The 15,697-nt window shown below is 40.1% G+C and carries 15 protein-coding genes and 1 other annotated feature; all 15 genes read left to right on the forward strand.

What is annotated here, in order from left to right; genetic code table 11:
* The first annotated feature begins 166 nt into the window (after window positions 1-166).
* The 15 genes from H8692_RS06670 (at window position 167) to rpoB (ending at window position 15,693) form a co-directional block, all read left to right on the forward strand.
* Window positions 167-2,095 (forward strand): NADH-quinone oxidoreductase subunit 5 family protein, encoded by a 1,929-nt coding sequence (locus tag H8692_RS06670; protein WP_177267460.1) that lies wholly within the window; start codon window positions 167-169, stop codon window positions 2,093-2,095.
* Window positions 2,095-2,964, forward strand: coding sequence for a respiratory chain complex I subunit 1 family protein (locus tag H8692_RS06675; protein WP_177267459.1), 870 nt, complete (start codon window positions 2,095-2,097; stop codon window positions 2,962-2,964). The genes H8692_RS06670 and H8692_RS06675 overlap by 1 nt, the downstream gene beginning before the upstream one ends.
* 13 nt (window positions 2,965-2,977) lie before the next feature.
* Entirely contained in the window at window positions 2,978-3,448 is a 471-nt protein-coding gene (locus H8692_RS06680; RefSeq protein ID WP_177267458.1) for an NADH-quinone oxidoreductase subunit B family protein, read from the forward strand.
* Window positions 3,448-3,807, forward strand: coding sequence for an NADH-quinone oxidoreductase subunit C (locus H8692_RS06685; protein WP_177267457.1), 360 nt, complete (start codon window positions 3,448-3,450; stop codon window positions 3,805-3,807). Before H8692_RS06680 ends, H8692_RS06685 begins: the two co-directional genes overlap by 1 nt.
* Entirely contained in the window at window positions 3,789-4,907 is a 1,119-nt protein-coding gene (locus H8692_RS06690; protein ID WP_465250891.1) for a hydrogenase large subunit, read from the forward strand. The genes H8692_RS06685 and H8692_RS06690 overlap by 19 nt, the downstream gene beginning before the upstream one ends.
* Window positions 4,908-4,917: 10 nt before the next feature.
* Window positions 4,918-5,772: a 4Fe-4S binding protein gene (locus H8692_RS06695; protein WP_187525298.1), complete on the forward strand. Its 855-nt coding sequence runs from the start codon at window positions 4,918-4,920 to the stop codon at window positions 5,770-5,772.
* A 183-nt stretch (window positions 5,773-5,955) separates the two neighbouring features.
* Window positions 5,956-6,105 (forward strand): 50S ribosomal protein L33, encoded by a 150-nt coding sequence (rpmG, locus tag H8692_RS06700; protein WP_177267454.1) that lies wholly within the window; start codon window positions 5,956-5,958, stop codon window positions 6,103-6,105.
* A gap of 12 nt (window positions 6,106-6,117) precedes the next feature.
* The gene (gene secE / locus H8692_RS06705; protein ID WP_177267453.1) at window positions 6,118-6,381 is read left to right on the forward strand and encodes a preprotein translocase subunit SecE; all 264 of its coding nucleotides are present in this window, start codon (window positions 6,118-6,120) and stop codon (window positions 6,379-6,381) included.
* Between the two features lie 49 nt (window positions 6,382-6,430).
* Entirely contained in the window at window positions 6,431-6,988 is a 558-nt protein-coding gene (nusG, locus tag H8692_RS06710) for a transcription termination/antitermination protein NusG (RefSeq protein ID WP_177267452.1), read from the forward strand.
* A 67-nt stretch (window positions 6,989-7,055) separates the two neighbouring features.
* Entirely contained in the window at window positions 7,056-7,481 is a 426-nt protein-coding gene (rplK, locus tag H8692_RS06715; protein ID WP_147593182.1) for a 50S ribosomal protein L11, read from the forward strand.
* A gap of 63 nt (window positions 7,482-7,544) precedes the next feature.
* On the forward strand, window positions 7,545-8,240 hold the full coding sequence (rplA, locus tag H8692_RS06720; protein ID WP_177267451.1) for a 50S ribosomal protein L1: 696 nt from the start codon (window positions 7,545-7,547) through the stop codon (window positions 8,238-8,240).
* 9 nt (window positions 8,241-8,249) lie between these two features.
* Window positions 8,250-8,373 (forward strand) — a sequence feature (ribosomal protein L10 leader region).
* A gap of 32 nt (window positions 8,374-8,405) precedes the next feature.
* The gene (gene rplJ, locus H8692_RS06725) at window positions 8,406-8,897 is read left to right on the forward strand and encodes a 50S ribosomal protein L10 (protein ID WP_177267450.1); all 492 of its coding nucleotides are present in this window, start codon (window positions 8,406-8,408) and stop codon (window positions 8,895-8,897) included.
* Window positions 8,898-9,071: 174 nt separating this feature from the next.
* A complete protein-coding gene (rplL, locus tag H8692_RS06730) occupies window positions 9,072-9,437 on the forward strand; it encodes a 50S ribosomal protein L7/L12 (protein WP_177267449.1) in 366 nt (121 codons plus the stop codon).
* Window positions 9,438-10,055: 618 nt separating this feature from the next.
* Window positions 10,056-11,750, forward strand: a complete 1,695-nt coding sequence (locus tag H8692_RS06735) for an APC family permease (protein WP_187525299.1) — start codon at window positions 10,056-10,058, stop codon at window positions 11,748-11,750.
* A gap of 229 nt (window positions 11,751-11,979) precedes the next feature.
* On the forward strand, window positions 11,980-15,693 hold the full coding sequence (rpoB, locus tag H8692_RS06740) for a DNA-directed RNA polymerase subunit beta (RefSeq protein ID WP_177267447.1): 3,714 nt from the start codon (window positions 11,980-11,982) through the stop codon (window positions 15,691-15,693).
* Window positions 15,694-15,697: the final 4 nt, after the last annotated feature.

Below are 15,697 nucleotides of genomic sequence, written 5' to 3' on the forward strand. Positions count from 1 at the left end.
GATTTTTTAATGATTTTGCGAAATAATTGTTATACTCTGAAACACAAATAAAAAGGAGTTTTCAGAGTATTCCGCATATTGGTTTATGCTTGATTATTGCATATATATATATGTATAATAAACATGATAATTTATCTCACCAGTTATTTTTTATTAGGAGGATTATATGGGCACTATACTTTTTCTTATTGGTTTTCCAATAATTATTGCCTTGATTCTTTTAGTAAGTAAAGAGGATAAGGTCAGAGACATAGTAGTAAAGATCGCCGCATTTGTGATTGCGGCCACTGCTATCGTCGTGGCTGTCCAGTATTTCAAATCAGGCGGAACTACATTTGCGTTCCATAATGAAATTGTTAATTATGTTATGATGGGTATTGAAGCGCTGCTTGCGCTGTATATCGTCATCATAGGCATAAAACACAAGAAATATCTGGCATCACTTTTTGCTATCATCCAAACACCTTTGCTGATTTGGTTTGAACTTACTAAAGCTCATGGCATTGAAGTCCAGAACAACATGTACGTTGACAGACTTTCGATAATCATGATTTTGATTATTGGTATTATTGGCTCTTTGATAACCGTTTATGCGTTGGGATACATGAAAGATTTCCAGCATCATCATTCCGATGAAAAAGACAGGAGACCTTGGTTCTTTTTCGTAATGTTTATTTTCCTTGGAGCGATGATCGGTCTGGTAACTTCCAACAACATGATCTGGATGTATTTCTTCTGGGAGATTACCAGCTTATCTTCATTCTGGCTTATCGGCTTTACAAAGACGAAAGAAGCTACAAACAATGCATTCAGAGCATTAATAATGAACCTTCTCGGCGGACTGGGATTTGCTGTAGGTATCGTTATACTGGGAACTGTATTTGGAACCATTGAACTAAATACTATGATTATGATCGGATCTGTTTACGGTGATCTTATTGCTATTCCTGCAGCGTTCTTTGCTTTCGCAGGTATTACAAAGGCTGCTCAGATGCCGTTTAACAGTTGGCTGCTGGGAGCTATGGTAGCGCCTACGCCTACATCTGCTCTGCTTCACTCATCAACTATGGTAAAAGCAGGCGTATTTATGATAATAAAATTGTCCCCTGTTTTAGGAATGGGAAACTTTGCAGGAATTATGACTATGATGGTCGGCGGAATAACATTCCTTCTGGCAACATTTGCAGCCGTATCTCAGAGCAATGCGAAGAGAGTCCTTGCTTATTCGACTATTGCTAATTTGGGTTTGATAGTAACATGCGGAGGCATAGGAACTGCCGAAGCAGTATGGGCAGGCATTATGCTAATAATATTTCACGCTGTTACAAAATCGCTGCTGTTCCTGTGTGTTGGAACTGCGGAACATAATATCGGCAGCAGAGATATCGAAGATATGGATGGTTTGTTTGTAAGAATGCCTAGACTGGCAGCATTTATGATGATCGGGATAGCGGGTATGTTCCTTGCTCCTTTCGGTATGCTGATTTCAAAATGGGCAGCAATGACATCATTTGTTGATTCAGGGAATGTGATACTCGTAGGTATAATCTGTTTCGGCAGTGCTGTCACAGCGTTCTACTGGATCAAATGGATGGGCAAACTTTCAGCTATTGTTGCAAATGAAAAGAACATACAGCAGAACGTACATAAAGAGGAATGGTTTGTTCAGGGTACGCTGGTAGTGCTTACTATATTGGTATGTCTTATATTCCCTCTCGTTTCCATGTATATGCTGGTTCCTTATCTGGAAGGTGTGTTCGGAGGCTTGGCATCAGCAGTTCTTTCGTCTAACAATATGATAATAATGGTAGTTATGCTCGTATTCATCATACTCATTACAGGATTCTGCTTTGGAAAATCCAAGAAAAAGATTGTTCCGATATACCTTGCAGGTGTTAATGAAGGGGATAACAGAACTTATAAAGGATCAATGGGTAAGGATGTTCAGTTCTCATTGAGAAACTGGCATATGGACAAATACTTCGGAGAAAAGAAGATGAATCTTATCGGCGGTATATTGACTACTGCCATGATAATAATAGGACTTGGCATAATGATAGGAACGCTTGTCAGCCTGTTGGGAGGTGTTGCATAATGATTATTAAAACAATAATATCTGTGATTGCATACCTGATTCTGGCTCCTCTGGCAGGAGGACTTCTGGCAGGTCTCGACAGAAAACTTTCTGCAAGAATGCAGAGAAGAGTGGGTCCGCCTATTCTTCAGCCTTTCTACGATGTACTGAAGTTGTTTGAAAAGGAAAAGCAGACGGTAACGAAAGTACAGGATTATTATGTAATGCTGTTTGTGATTTTCGTGATGGCATCGGGAGCTATATTCTTTGCAGGAGGTGATTTGCTTCTTGTAATATTTACGCTGACTATAGCAAGCGCATTCCTGATAATAGCTGCGTTTTCATCCAATTCACCTTATGCTCAGGTTGGAGCAGAAAGAGAACTTCTGCAGATGATGGCATATGAGCCTATGGTATTGATGACAGCTATTGGTTTCTATATGTACTGCGGAAGCTTTACCGTGTCGGATATTATCGGCGGAACATCAATGCCGTTCCTTCCGCTTATCGGTATTTTTGCGGGGTTTGTATTTATACTGACTATTAAGTTCAGAAAATCTCCGTTTGACCTGAGTATGTCACACCATGCTCATCAGGAATTGGTAAGAGGTCTCACTACAGAATTTTCCGGAAGAACATTAGGATGGATTGAGATTTCGCACTGGTATGAAAACATTTTCCTGCTGGGATTTGTGTTCCTGTTCTTTGCCAACGGTACAGTTTGGGGAACTATTATAGGCGTAGTTGTAGCTATAGTAGCGTACTTCTTCGAAGTTCTCATTGATAACAGCTTTGCGAGAATGAAGTGGCAGTTTGCTTTTAAGGCGGCGTGGATAGTTGCTCTTGTCTGCGGCGTGATCAATATTTTCGTATTGTATTTGATAGTGTAAAGGAGGTGTGGAAATGTCATATATTGCGAAATCACCATGGGTCATACATTATGATGGATCCAGCTGCAACGGATGTGATATAGAAGTCTTGGCATGTCTTACACCTATGTATGACGTGGAAAGATTCGGTATAATAAATACGGGAAATCCTAAACATGCGGACGTATTTCTTGTAACGGGATCCGTTAACGAACAGAATAAAGATGTTGTAAAACAAATATACGAACAGATGCCTGAGCCCAAGGTAGTTGTAGCTGTTGGAATATGTGCATGTTCTGCGGGAATTTTCAAGCAGTGCTATAATATTATGGGCGGTGTTGACAGTGTTATACCGGTAGATGTTTATGTTCCGGGATGCGCTGCAAGACCTGAAGCTATAATAGATGGTGTAGTGAAGGGTTTGGCTGTTCTTCAGGAAAAGAGAGATAATATGAAGAAACTCGGAATATCTGAAGAAAAGACTGAAGAAGGAGGGGAGAACTGATGAGTGAGAGAGTAGACGTTAAACAGAACTTTACACCTGTAGAACTTTCCCAACTTCTTACAAAAGTTAAGGACTTGAAAGATGAAGGCTATAGATTTGCGCAGGCATGCGCTACTGTGGTAGATGATAAATTTGAAATATTGTATTCTTTTGATAAGGAATATAAGTTATTGAATTTAAGATTGGTTATTTCCCAGGGAGAAGAAGTAGAAAGTATAACAGGAATATATTGGCCTGCATTCATATATGAAAATGAAATGCGCGACCTGTTCGGCATTCAGTTCAATCATATGGAACTGGATTATCAGGGCAACTTCTTTAAAGTTGCTGAACCTACTCCATGGAGTCCGAAGAAATAGGAAAGGAAGGTAATGATATGGGTAAGAAAACTATAATTCCTTTCGGACCACAGCATCCGGTACTTCCCGAACCTGTTCATATCGATTTAGTGGTTGAAGATGAAACGGTTGTGGAAGCTATCCCGTCTATCGGATTTATCCATAGAGGATTGGAAAAGCTAGTGGAAAAAAGGGACTATACCCAGATGGTATATGTTATAGAACGTATTTGCGGTATCTGTAGTTTCGGACATGGTTGGGGTGCGGCTTCAGCTATAGAAGGAGCTATGAACGTAAAGGTTCCCGAGAGAGCAGAGTATTTGAGAACTATACTTCATGAATTGTCAAGACTGCACAGTCATTTGCTGTGGCTCGGCTTGCTGGCAGATGCATTTGGATTTGAGAGTTTGTTCATGCACTGCTGGAGAATAAGAGAGACTATACTGGATATTCTCGAGAAAACTACAGGCGGCAGAGTTATTTTCTCTATCTGCAAAGTAGGTGGTCTTAGAAAAGATATAGATAATGAGACTCTTAGGGAAATTTCAGAAACACTGGAAGGTATCAAGGCGGAATTAAAAGATATAACTACAGTGTTTATAGAAGATGATTCTGTTAAAAACAGATTGTGTGGTGTCGGAGTGTTATCTAAAGAAGATGCTATCGAATTGTGTGCTGTAGGCCCTGTTGCAAGAGGATCCGGTGTAGGTCAGGATATGAGAATGACAGATAATCATGGTGTTTATAAAGATCTGGATTTTGAACCTGTGGTTGAAGAAGCAGGAGACTGTTATGCAAGATGTAAGGTTAGAATTGGCGAAGTATTTCAGTCAATAGAGCTGATAAAGAAAGCTGTAGATAAAATTCCTGATGGTCCTGTGGATGTTCCTGTGAAAGGTAATGTTGAGGGCGAATATATGGTAAGACTTGAACAGCCTAGAGGCGAGGCTTACTACTATGCTAAAGGAGCCGGAACTAAATTCTTACAGAGAATGCGTGTCAGAACACCGACCAATATGAATATTCCTGCATTGGTTAAAATTCTGCAGGGCTGTGATTTGGCAGATGTGCCTATGATGGTACTTACGATTGACCCTTGTATAAGTTGTACAGAAAGGTAGGTGAGAGTTAATGGGAGCTTTTAAAATTGCAAAGACAGTATTGAAAAGCGCATTCAAAAAGCCTGCGACTCTCATGTATCCTGTAGTGGAAAGAGAATGGCAGGAAAGGACAAGAGGCAGCATCGACATCGAAGCTGAAAAATGTATCCTTTGCGGTATATGTTCTAAAAGATGTCCGGCGGATGCTATAAATGTAGACAGAAAAGGCGGAAAATGGGAGATTCACAGAATGCAGTGTGTTCAGTGCGGAGAATGTGTTGAAGCCTGCCCTAAGAAGTGCCTTGAAATGAATCCTAAATATACAGAGCCGGGTGCCGAAAAGGTTATTGATATCGTTGATGTCGAGGTTAAAAAGCCTGCTCCTAAAGCTGATAAGGAAGACGGTAAAAAGAATGACGACAAGAAAACGGATAGCAATGCAGTAGAAGCATCAGATGATGACAAGCTTGTATGTGATCTTGATGCCTGTGTTTACTGCGGATTGTGTGCTAAAACTTGCCCGTGTGATGCATTAGAGGTTGACAGAAAGGCCAAGGTATGGAAAGTTGACGATGATGCTTGTGTAAAATGCGGAGCATGTGTAGATAAATGCCCTAAGAAGTGTTTGTCCATAGGAGCGCCTTCTGATACAGCAGCTTCGGAAAATAAAGAAGCGGAGCAGGATGCTGAACCTGTTGCTAAATCCGTTCCTGTAGTAGATGAGGAAAAATGCGTTTATTGTAATATGTGTGCCAATGAATGTCCTTCTGAGGCTATTTCAGCGGAGATTGACAACTGGACTCTTGAAGAAGAAAAATGCGTAAGCTGCGGAGCATGCGTAGATGTTTGCCCTGCTGACGCCCTTACGATGGAGACAGTAAAATAAGAATTAACAATAATCGGTAAAGTATTGTGATATGCAGACAGGGTTAGCCCTGTTTGCATATTTTTTCGGTAAAAATCTTGACATTGACAGCGTTGTAATATACAATTATTTAGCGACTTTGTGTGAATAATCAAATAAGGGCAGGTGCTGCTCTTACTTTAAGTTAAACGGAGGACAGATAAAATGAGAGTAAAAGTTACACTTGCTTGCACAGAATGTAAGCAGAGAAATTACAATACGGTAAAGAATAAGAAAAATACTGCGGACCGTATAGAAATCAACAAATATTGCAAGTTCTGCAAGAAGCACACGCTTCATAAGGAAACCAAGTAAGGGAGAATTACTATGGCAAAAACGTCAAAGGAAAAAGGCACCAGTACAGCCAGGCAGAGAGCTGTTGCGGCGTCCACTCGCAATAAAAAGAAAAAAGGCGGAATAAAAGAGTATTTCAAGGGTGTAAAACTGGAAATGAAGAAAGTGGTATGGCCTACGAAAAAGGAACTCGGCTCTTTTACTGCGGTAGTACTTGTTACTTGTGTGGTATTTGCAGCGGTATTCTGGGCAGTTGACACAGGCGTATTAGCAGCTATTAAAGCCGTATGTTTCTAAAGCATGTATGGATAAGGAGCTCAGAAGTACAATGTGTGAAAACAATGAAATGAAAAAATTGGACCTGGAAGGTCTTGAGGGCCTGAGAGGTGACGGCGAAGCTAAATGGTATGTCGTACACACTTATTCCGGTCATGAAAACAAGGTGAAAGTCAATATCGAGAAAATAGTTGAAAACAGAGGTATGCAGAACCTTATCCTCGACGTAATCGTGCCAACAGAAGATAGAGTAGAAGTTAAAAACGGACAGCGTAAGGTTAAGACCAGAAAAATGTTTCCGGGATATGTTCTCGTAAAGATGATAGTAACTAATGAATCATGGTATCTCGTAAGAAATACACAAGGCGTTACGGGATTTGTAGGACATGGTTCGGATCCTATTCCTCTTACAATGGAAGAAGTAAGGAGAATGGGAATAGAGAAAATATATATCGATCTGGATATAGATGTTGGAGATACAGTGAAGGTTATTAACGGACCTTTCGAAAACTTCATGGGAGTTGTGGAAGAAGTTAATATGGAGAAACAGACACTGAAAGCAAAAGTATCTATGTTCGGAAGAGACACGCCTGTAGAGTTGGATTTTGCTCAGGTGGACAAACTTTAGTAAAATACACTTTTACATTAAATCTACCCTATTATAAGGGGAATAATAAAGAAAGGAGATGGATTGAATGGCAAAGAAGATTGAAGGATATATAAAACTTCAGATTCCTGCTGGGAACGCAAACCCTGCGCCTCCTGTCGGACCTGCTTTAGGTCAGCATGGTGTTAATATCATGGATTTCTGTAAGCAGTTCAACGCTAAAACGCAGGATCAGCCCGGAATGATCATTCCTGTAGTAATTACTGTTTATGCAGATCACTCGTTTTCATTTATTTGTAAAACACCTCCTGCAGCAGTATTGCTTAAGAAGGCTGCAGGTCTTGAGTCAGCTTCAGGCGAACCTAACAAGACAAAGGTTGCTACACTGACAAGAGCTCAGGCTGAGGAGATTGCGAAGACAAAGATGCCGGATCTTAATGCGGCAAGTCTTGAAGCAGCTACCGAAATGATTAAGGGAACTGCAAGAAGTATGGGAATCGTTATTGAAGACTAAGCGAGAGTGGGAGATTCTTTGTTTAAAAGTCAGAGGATCGTTAATACCACAAGGAGGAATAAAATGCCTAAAAGAGGTAAAAAGTATCAGGATTCCGTAAAGGAATATAACAAAGCGGAAGTTTATGATGTAGAACAGGCTATGGATATAGTAGTTAAAACTTCCAAAGCAAAGTTTGATGAAACTATTGAACTTCATGCACGTCTCGGCGTTGACGGAAGACATGCTGATCAGCAGGTCAGAGGAGCTATCGTGCTGCCTCACGGCGTTGGTAAGACAAAAAAAGTTCTGGTTTTTGCTAAGGGTCCTAAGGCTACAGAAGCAGAAGAAGCCGGTGCAGATTTTGTAGGTGCTGAGGAAATGGCTCAGAAGATCCAGAGTGAGGGATGGTTTGATTTCGATGTTGTTATAGCTACTCCGGATATGATGAGTGTTGTAGGAAGACTTGGTAAAGTCTTGGGTCCTAAAGGTCTGATGCCTAACCCTAAATCGGGTACGGTAACTATGGACGTGGCTAAGGCAATAGAAGAAGTTAAGGCGGGTAAAGTAGAATATCGTTTGGATAAGGCCAACATAATTCATACGCCAATAGGCAAGACTTCATTTGGCGCTGACAAGCTTGCTGATAACTTCAATGCTATAATGGGAGCTATCATTAAAGCTAAGCCTGCGTCTGCCAAAGGTCAGTATCTGAAGAGTGTAGTAGTTACTTCTACTATGGGACCTGGAGTAAAGATCAATCCTATGAAATTAGGATAGGTCAAAATTAAATAAGAAAATAATCGACCGTAGACAGCGGGTGGAATGGGATATTCCTTAATTTCCCGCCGAGGTACAATGTAAATACATGTGCCTTGTTGTCCTGCGGACAGCAAGGTTTTTTATAGCGTACCTTAAATTATTTAGAAAGGAGAATGCGCGATAATGAAAGAAGCTTACAAACAGAAGCAAGTAATAATTGACGAGATCAAAGATAAGTTTGAGAGAGCTGCATCTGTCGTAGCTATTGATTATATTGGAATCACAGTAGCAGAAGCAGACAACATGAGAAAAAAGCTTCGTGAAGCAAATGTGGACTATACTGTTTATAAAAACACTCTCGTAAACAGAGCTATTGAAGGAACTGAATATGAGACAATGAAAGATGTGCTTGCAGGGCCAAGCGGATTTGCATTCAGTTACGATGATGCTACAGCACCTGCAAGGGTTTTAAACGAAGCGATAAAAGAATATAAAAAGATGGAGTTTAAAGGCGGTATTGTAGAAGGTGAATACTACGATAAAGATGGTCTTCAGACACTGGCTTCAATTCCGTCAAGAGATACACTTATTTCCAAGTTTATGGGAAGTATTCAGTCACCTGTTGCGAACTTCGCGAGAGTACTTGCACAGATCGCAGAACAGAAAGAGGCCTAACCCCACGATACGAAGTGAGTGGCTGGTAGGCCCTTTGCGAGGAACACAGCGCTTCAGCGCGTGGTGTTCTAGCGCTAAGAGGCAGAGGGATCTAACCCCACGATGTGAAGTGAGTGGTTAGTAGACTCTTTGCGAAGAGTATGGTGTAATTAAAAAGTAAAAAGGAGAAATAAAATGAACAAAGATCAGATTATAGAAGCTATAAAAGAAATGTCAGTTTTAGAGTTGAATGAGCTGGTTAAGGCTTGTGAAGAAGAATTCGGCGTATCTGCAGCAGCAGGTGTTGTTGTAGCAGCAGCAGACGGTGGTGCGGCAGCAGGAGAAGAGCAGACTGAATTCACAGTAGTTCTTAAGGAAGTTGGAGCAGAAAAGATTAAGGTTATCAAAGCTGTAAGAGAAATTACAGGTTTAGGACTTAAAGAAGCTAAGGAAATGGTTGATGGAGCTCCTTCAAATCTTAAAGAAGGCTGTGAAAAAGCAGAAGCAGAAAGTTTCAAGGCTCAGCTGGAAGAAGTTGGAGCAGTTGTTGAACTTAAATAAGTTAATAATTGAACATGAGTTGGCAGCAGATGTTATACATCTGCTGCTTTTTACATATCAAATAAAAAGTGTTTTTTTCTTTCGGCTGTATAGTAACGGCATACAGCTTTGGCATTAAAGTTAAGAAAAAAGAAAATATGAATTTAATGTTTTTTGTTAATACGGAAAGATGGTATATTAATGAGAATGTTTTGTAATATCTGTGGGATATGAGCATTCAGAGCAAAATAAAAGCAGATTTTTTTACAAGAATAAAAATATTTTCTTAAACAATTAATATAATAGAATGAAATGCTGAAAATAATCGATATTTTTTAGAATCGGTTATAATCTTACTTTATTATATGGCATATATAATCTTGCTTTTTGGCATCTAAAATAATGGACGGTTCATTTAATTTATTAAATCACATATAATTCAAAATAGTTTTTCTTATAAGAGACAGGTGGGTTTTAACTACAAAAATAGTAATTAAATTGCTTTAGAAAAGTAATAAAGATGTCTAATTAGAAGAATAATTTAAAAGCATTGAAATCTTCTGAAAAATTTGTATAATATAGAGTACAGCATCATTATTTTTCATTATTTTTCATTATATTTACAAAAAGGAGGATAACATGACTCAAAAGCAAAACAACAGTGCTGCCCAAGTTGGCGAACATGGTTTGAAAAAGCACGACATTAAAGTTTCGACGGTAGTTTTCATGATTTTCTGCTTGGTAGCTGCAGGTTGCTATGGCATCGAAGAAATGATACCTGAATGCGGACCGGGGCTTACAATAATCATGCTCTGTGTATTACCGTTTGTATGGGCACTTCCTTTCGGTTTAGTGGCATCCGAATTAGGATCCGTAAGACCGCAGGAAGGTGGATATTACAAATGGGTACAAGAGGCTCTGGGAGAATTCTGGGGTTTCCAGGCAGGATGGTGGAGAACGATTTCCATTTATATTGATAATGCTGTATACGTTATTTTGGCAGGCGGATACGCCGCAGCTCAGTGGGATCTTGGGTGGACAGGCGAATTTGCCATAAAGGCTGCAATGGTTATCGTATTCACATGGATAAATATCCGAGGAGTTAAAGATGTAGGTATTGCAAGTACAATACTTTCCATATTGGTTATGGTAGCATTCGGACTGGTTGCAGTATGTGGATTTATGAACTGGGGCGGAAATGCTGAAACAGCAGAGACCATATCCTTCCAGCTTACTGCATATGAAGCTGAAGGAGCTTCAGATTGGTTATTCTTCATTGCAGGCGGTATTTCCGTAGGTATGTGGATGTACTCAGGATATGAGTCCATGTCTACAATTGCAGGGGAAGTAAAGAATCCTCAGGTAATACCTAAAGGAACACTTATAACTATCCCTCTTATAATGGCGGTATATATTCTTCCTACTATAGCAGGACTTGGCTCATTAGGCCAGTGGGATAACTGGGGAACAGAAGCAGGTACAGTAGGATATTCAGATGTAGTTCAGGAGTTCTGGGGACCGGCATTTGGAGTGTTCTTTGTTTTGGTAGCTATATTTGCACAGTGCTCCATATTCAATACATATATAGCATCGGGAAGCAGAGGTTTCTTCTCTCTGGCAGATGATAATTTAGCACCGCCTGTTCTTGTAAAATGTGACAAGAAGCATGGAGTACCTTATATCGCAGTACTTACAGTAGCTATTTCAACTATGATATTATGTATGCTGCCGTTTGGATTTGTAATAATCTTGGATGTACATATGCTGATTGCATCTTATATTCTGGTTTACATCTCAGCTATGATACTTAGAAAAAGAATTCCTTCAGAAGAATATAAATTTAAGGTTCCGGGAGGATTCGGATTCCTGGCTGTTATATGTATAATACCTATTTGTGTGGCATTGTTTGCTATATTTATCAATGGTTCGGATTATTATATAGGTGGTATGACTGCAATGGCGACAGGTCCTTTACTTTATATAATCTGGAGAAAGATGTACGGCGGTCTTACAAAGAAAGATCCAATAGCTTTCCCTGGAAATTCAAGAACAGGGCTTGCTGTAGGAGATGTGAAGAGAATATCGCTGCTGTTCTTATTCATGACGATAATGAATGCTATAACTTGTGTATTTGTACCTTGGTATGAAGCTTGGGGAACAGATGATGCTTGGGAGTCCGGCGATTACTTTGATGGTATAGTGGAAAATATAAACGTAGACTCTATAGTAAATGTCATTGGAACATATCTTTATGTTTTCACAGCAGTATGCGCTGTAATTTGCATAATTACATTCTTTATTTCAAAGAAAGTGGAACCTGCAAAACAAAGATAGCATAAATTTAACCGATATATTTTAAAAAATGATGAAAGAGGTCAAAAACCATAAAGGTTTTGACCTCTTTTAAATTTTATAGTAATATTACATAAATTTGTTTATTTGTTGATATAGATGGTCAGGGAAGAAAAAAATTCCAAAAGCCCTTGACGATTTGACAAACTTGTGATAACATAATAAACTGCCCTGCAAATGTAATTTGTTGAATATATAAGGAGTGATGACTATGCCAAATCCGATAAAATTAGGTAGGAAAGAACGAATGACCTTTTCGAAGATCAATGAAGTGGCAGAAATGCCCAATTTGATTCAGATACAGACAGATTCGTATGATTGGTTTGTAAGAGAAGGCTTTCGCGAGGTTTTTGAGGACGTTTCGCCGATTAAGGATTATGCGGACAATCTTGTTCTCGAATTTATTGATTACTCCCTGACAGATCCTCCCAAGTATGAACAGGAGGAGTGTAAGGAAAGAGACGTCACCTATGCAGCTCCGTTAAAAGTAAGAGTAAGGCTTGTAAATAAAGAAACCGGTGAAGTAAAGGAACAGGAAGTGTTTATGGGAGATTTCCCTTTAATGACAGAAAAGGGAACTTTCATCTACAATGGTGCGGAAAGAGTTGTGGTTACTCAGCTCGTACGTTCACCGGGACCTTACTATGATAAAGAAATAGATAAGTCCGGTAAGAATTTATTTTTTACCACTGTTATTCCCAACAGGGGTGCTTGGCTTGAGTATGAAACAGACTCCAATGAGATAATTTCGGTAAGAGTCGACAGAACCAGAAAACAGCCGGTAACCATACTTCTCAGAGCCTTGGGAATAGGAAGCAATCAAGAGATCATTGATTTGTTCGGCGAAGAACCTCGCCTCCTTAAAACTTTAGAGAAGGACACTACTACAAACTATGAGGAAGGCCTTAAGGAAATATATAAGAAACTGAGACCGGGAGAACCGCCTACGCTGGAAAGTGCTCAGTCATTATTTAATTCCATGTTTTTTGATCCTAAGCGTTATGATCTGGCTAAGGTGGGCAGATATAAATATAATAAAAAATTGGGGCTGTTCAATCGTTTGGTAGGCAACGCCGTGGCTGAAGATGTTATAGATCCCAACACAGGCGAAATTTTGGCTGAGAAGGATCAGAACATTGACAAGGATCTGGCAAGACAGATAGAAAATTCCGGAATCGAATTTGTAATGGTTAAAAGCCCTATAGATGAAGGAGCGGTAACCAAAGTAATTGGAAATCAGTTTGTAGAACTGGCGTCATATATAGATTTTGATATTTCTGATATTAAAATACCGAAACAGGTTTATTATCCTGTTCTTAAAGAGATTCTGGAAGAAAATGAAGATCAGGAGTCAGTGAAAGAAGCAATAAAAATGAGAAAGAATGAGCTTTCGCCTAAGCATATACTCGTTGCTGATGTTATTGCTTCTGTAAGTTATCTTCTCAATCTCAACTATGGCATAGGAAATATAGATGATATAGATCATCTTGGCAACAGGAGACTGCGAACTGTAGGAGAACTGCTGCAAAATCAGATAAGAATAGGTCTTTCCAGAATGGAGAGAACAATAAAAGAGAGAATGACTACTCAGGATATTTCTGAAGTCACACCTCAGGGTCTTATGAATATAAGGCCTGTTACCGCCGCAGTTAAGGAATTTTTTGGGAGCTCTCAGCTTTCGCAGTTCATGGACCAAAATAATCCTCTTGCTGAACTTACGCATAAAAGAAGGCTTTCGGCATTGGGTCCGGGAGGCCTTTCCAGAGAGAGAGCGGGCTTTGAGGTAAGAGACGTACACCATTCTCATTACGGAAGAATGTGTCCTATAGAAACTCCGGAAGGACCTAATATCGGACTTATAGGATCTCTTACAACATACGGAATAGTTAACGAATACGGATTTATAGAAACTCCGTATAGAGTTGTAGATAAAAAGACAGGAAGAGTTACTGATGAAATACAGTATCTTACTGCTGACGATGAAGAAGATAAGATAATAGCTCAGGCTAACGAACCGCTGGATTCAGAAGGACATTTCGTCAATATGAGAGTTTCTGCCAGAGGTGTGGGCGGTGAAATGGAGCTGGCCCCGAGAGAAGTTGTGGATTATATGGACGTATCGCCTAAACAGGTGGTGTCTGTGGCTACAGCTATGATTCCATTCTTGGAAAATGACGATGCGAACAGAGCGCTGATGGGCGCAAACATGCAGCGTCAGGCGGTACCTCTCCTTGTAACCGAGGCTCCTATTGTAGGAACAGGTATGGAGCATAAGGCTGCAAAAGACTCCGGTGTAGTTATAATAGCTAAGCATGCCGGAACTATAGATTTTGTAGATGCTGATAAGATTGTGGTTTTGAGGGATGACGGTGAAGGTACGGATGAATATAAGCTTCTCAAATTCAAGCGATCCAACCAAGGTACGTGCATAAATCAGCGGCCTATCGTTTATAATGGCGAACATGTTGAAAAAGGTGAGGTCATAGCGGATGGTCCATCAACTGAAAACGGAGAGATTGCTCTCGGAAAAAATCTGCTCATAGGCTTTATGACATGGGAAGGATATAATTACGAGGACGCTATAATTCTTAACGAAAGACTTATTATGGAAGATGTTCTTACATCTATCCATATAGAAAAATACGAGGCTGAAGCAAGAGATACGAAGCTGGGGCCCGAAGAGATCACCAGGGAGATTCCTAATGTGGGTGAAGATGCTCTTAAAGATTTGGATGAAGACGGTATCATCAGAAAAGGTGCTGAAGTAAATTCATCTGATATTTTGGTAGGTAAAGTTACTCCTAAAGGAGAAACAGAACTTACGGCTGAGGAAAGACTTCTCAGAGCTATATTCGGAGAAAAGGCCAGAGAAGTCAGAGATACGTCTTTGCGTGTTCCTCATGGCGAGACAGGCATTGTTGTCGATGTAAAGATTTTCTCAAGGGAGAATGGTGATGAGCTGCCTCCTGGGGTAAATAAGCTTGTAAGGTGTTATATAGCTACAAAGAGAAAAATCAGCGTTGGCGATAAGATGGCTGGAAGACACGGAAACAAAGGTGTTATTTCCAGAATACTTCCTGAAGAGGATATGCCGTTTATGGAAAACGGACAGCCGCTGCAGGTAATGCTTAATCCGTTGGGTGTGCCGTCACGAATGAACGTAGGTCAGGTTCTCGAAGTACATTTAGGTCTGGCTGCAAAAAATAAGGATTGGTATATTGCAACGCCTGTATTTGACGGGGCTAACGAGAAAGATATAATAGAGCTGCTTAAAGAAAACGGCTTTGATGAAAGCGGAAAATTGCGTCTCAGAGATGGAAGGACAGGAGAATATTTCGATAATCCGGTAACTGTAGGTTATATGTATATGCTCAAGCTTCACCATCTGGTAGATGACAAGATCCATGCGAGAAGTACAGGTCCGTACTCGCTTGTAACGCAGCAGCCTTTGGGCGGAAAAGCGCAGTTTGGCGGACAGCGTTTCGGAGAGATGGAAGTATGGGCCTTGGAGGCTTATGGAGCAGCATATACTCTTCAGGAAATACTCACTGTAAAATCCGATGATATCGTAGGCAGAGTTAAAACTTATGAGGCTATCGTAAAAGGTGAGAATATACCTGAACCTGGAATTCCTGAATCGTTTAAGGTGTTGATAAAAGAAATGCAGAGCTTGTGTCTGGATGTAAAAGTTCTGACAGAGGACAATGAAGAGATAGAAATTAAGGAAACCAGTGAGATAGAAGATATTCCTGCAATAGAGGATATGGTGGATGTTGATATAGAGGGAGAAGAGGTCGATGATGCCGACGAATTTGACGAAGAAGAGATCGCTATAGTCGAAGAAGATGAGGATGATTTCGATGAGGACGACGGCCTGGATGATGAACTTGGTCAGATCGAAGCCGAACCGACTGAAGAAGTGTAGGAAA

This window comes from Lentihominibacter hominis (genome assembly GCF_014385065.1).
In the GTDB taxonomy this organism is placed as follows: Bacteria; Bacillota; Clostridia; order Peptostreptococcales; family Anaerovoracaceae; genus Lentihominibacter; species Lentihominibacter hominis.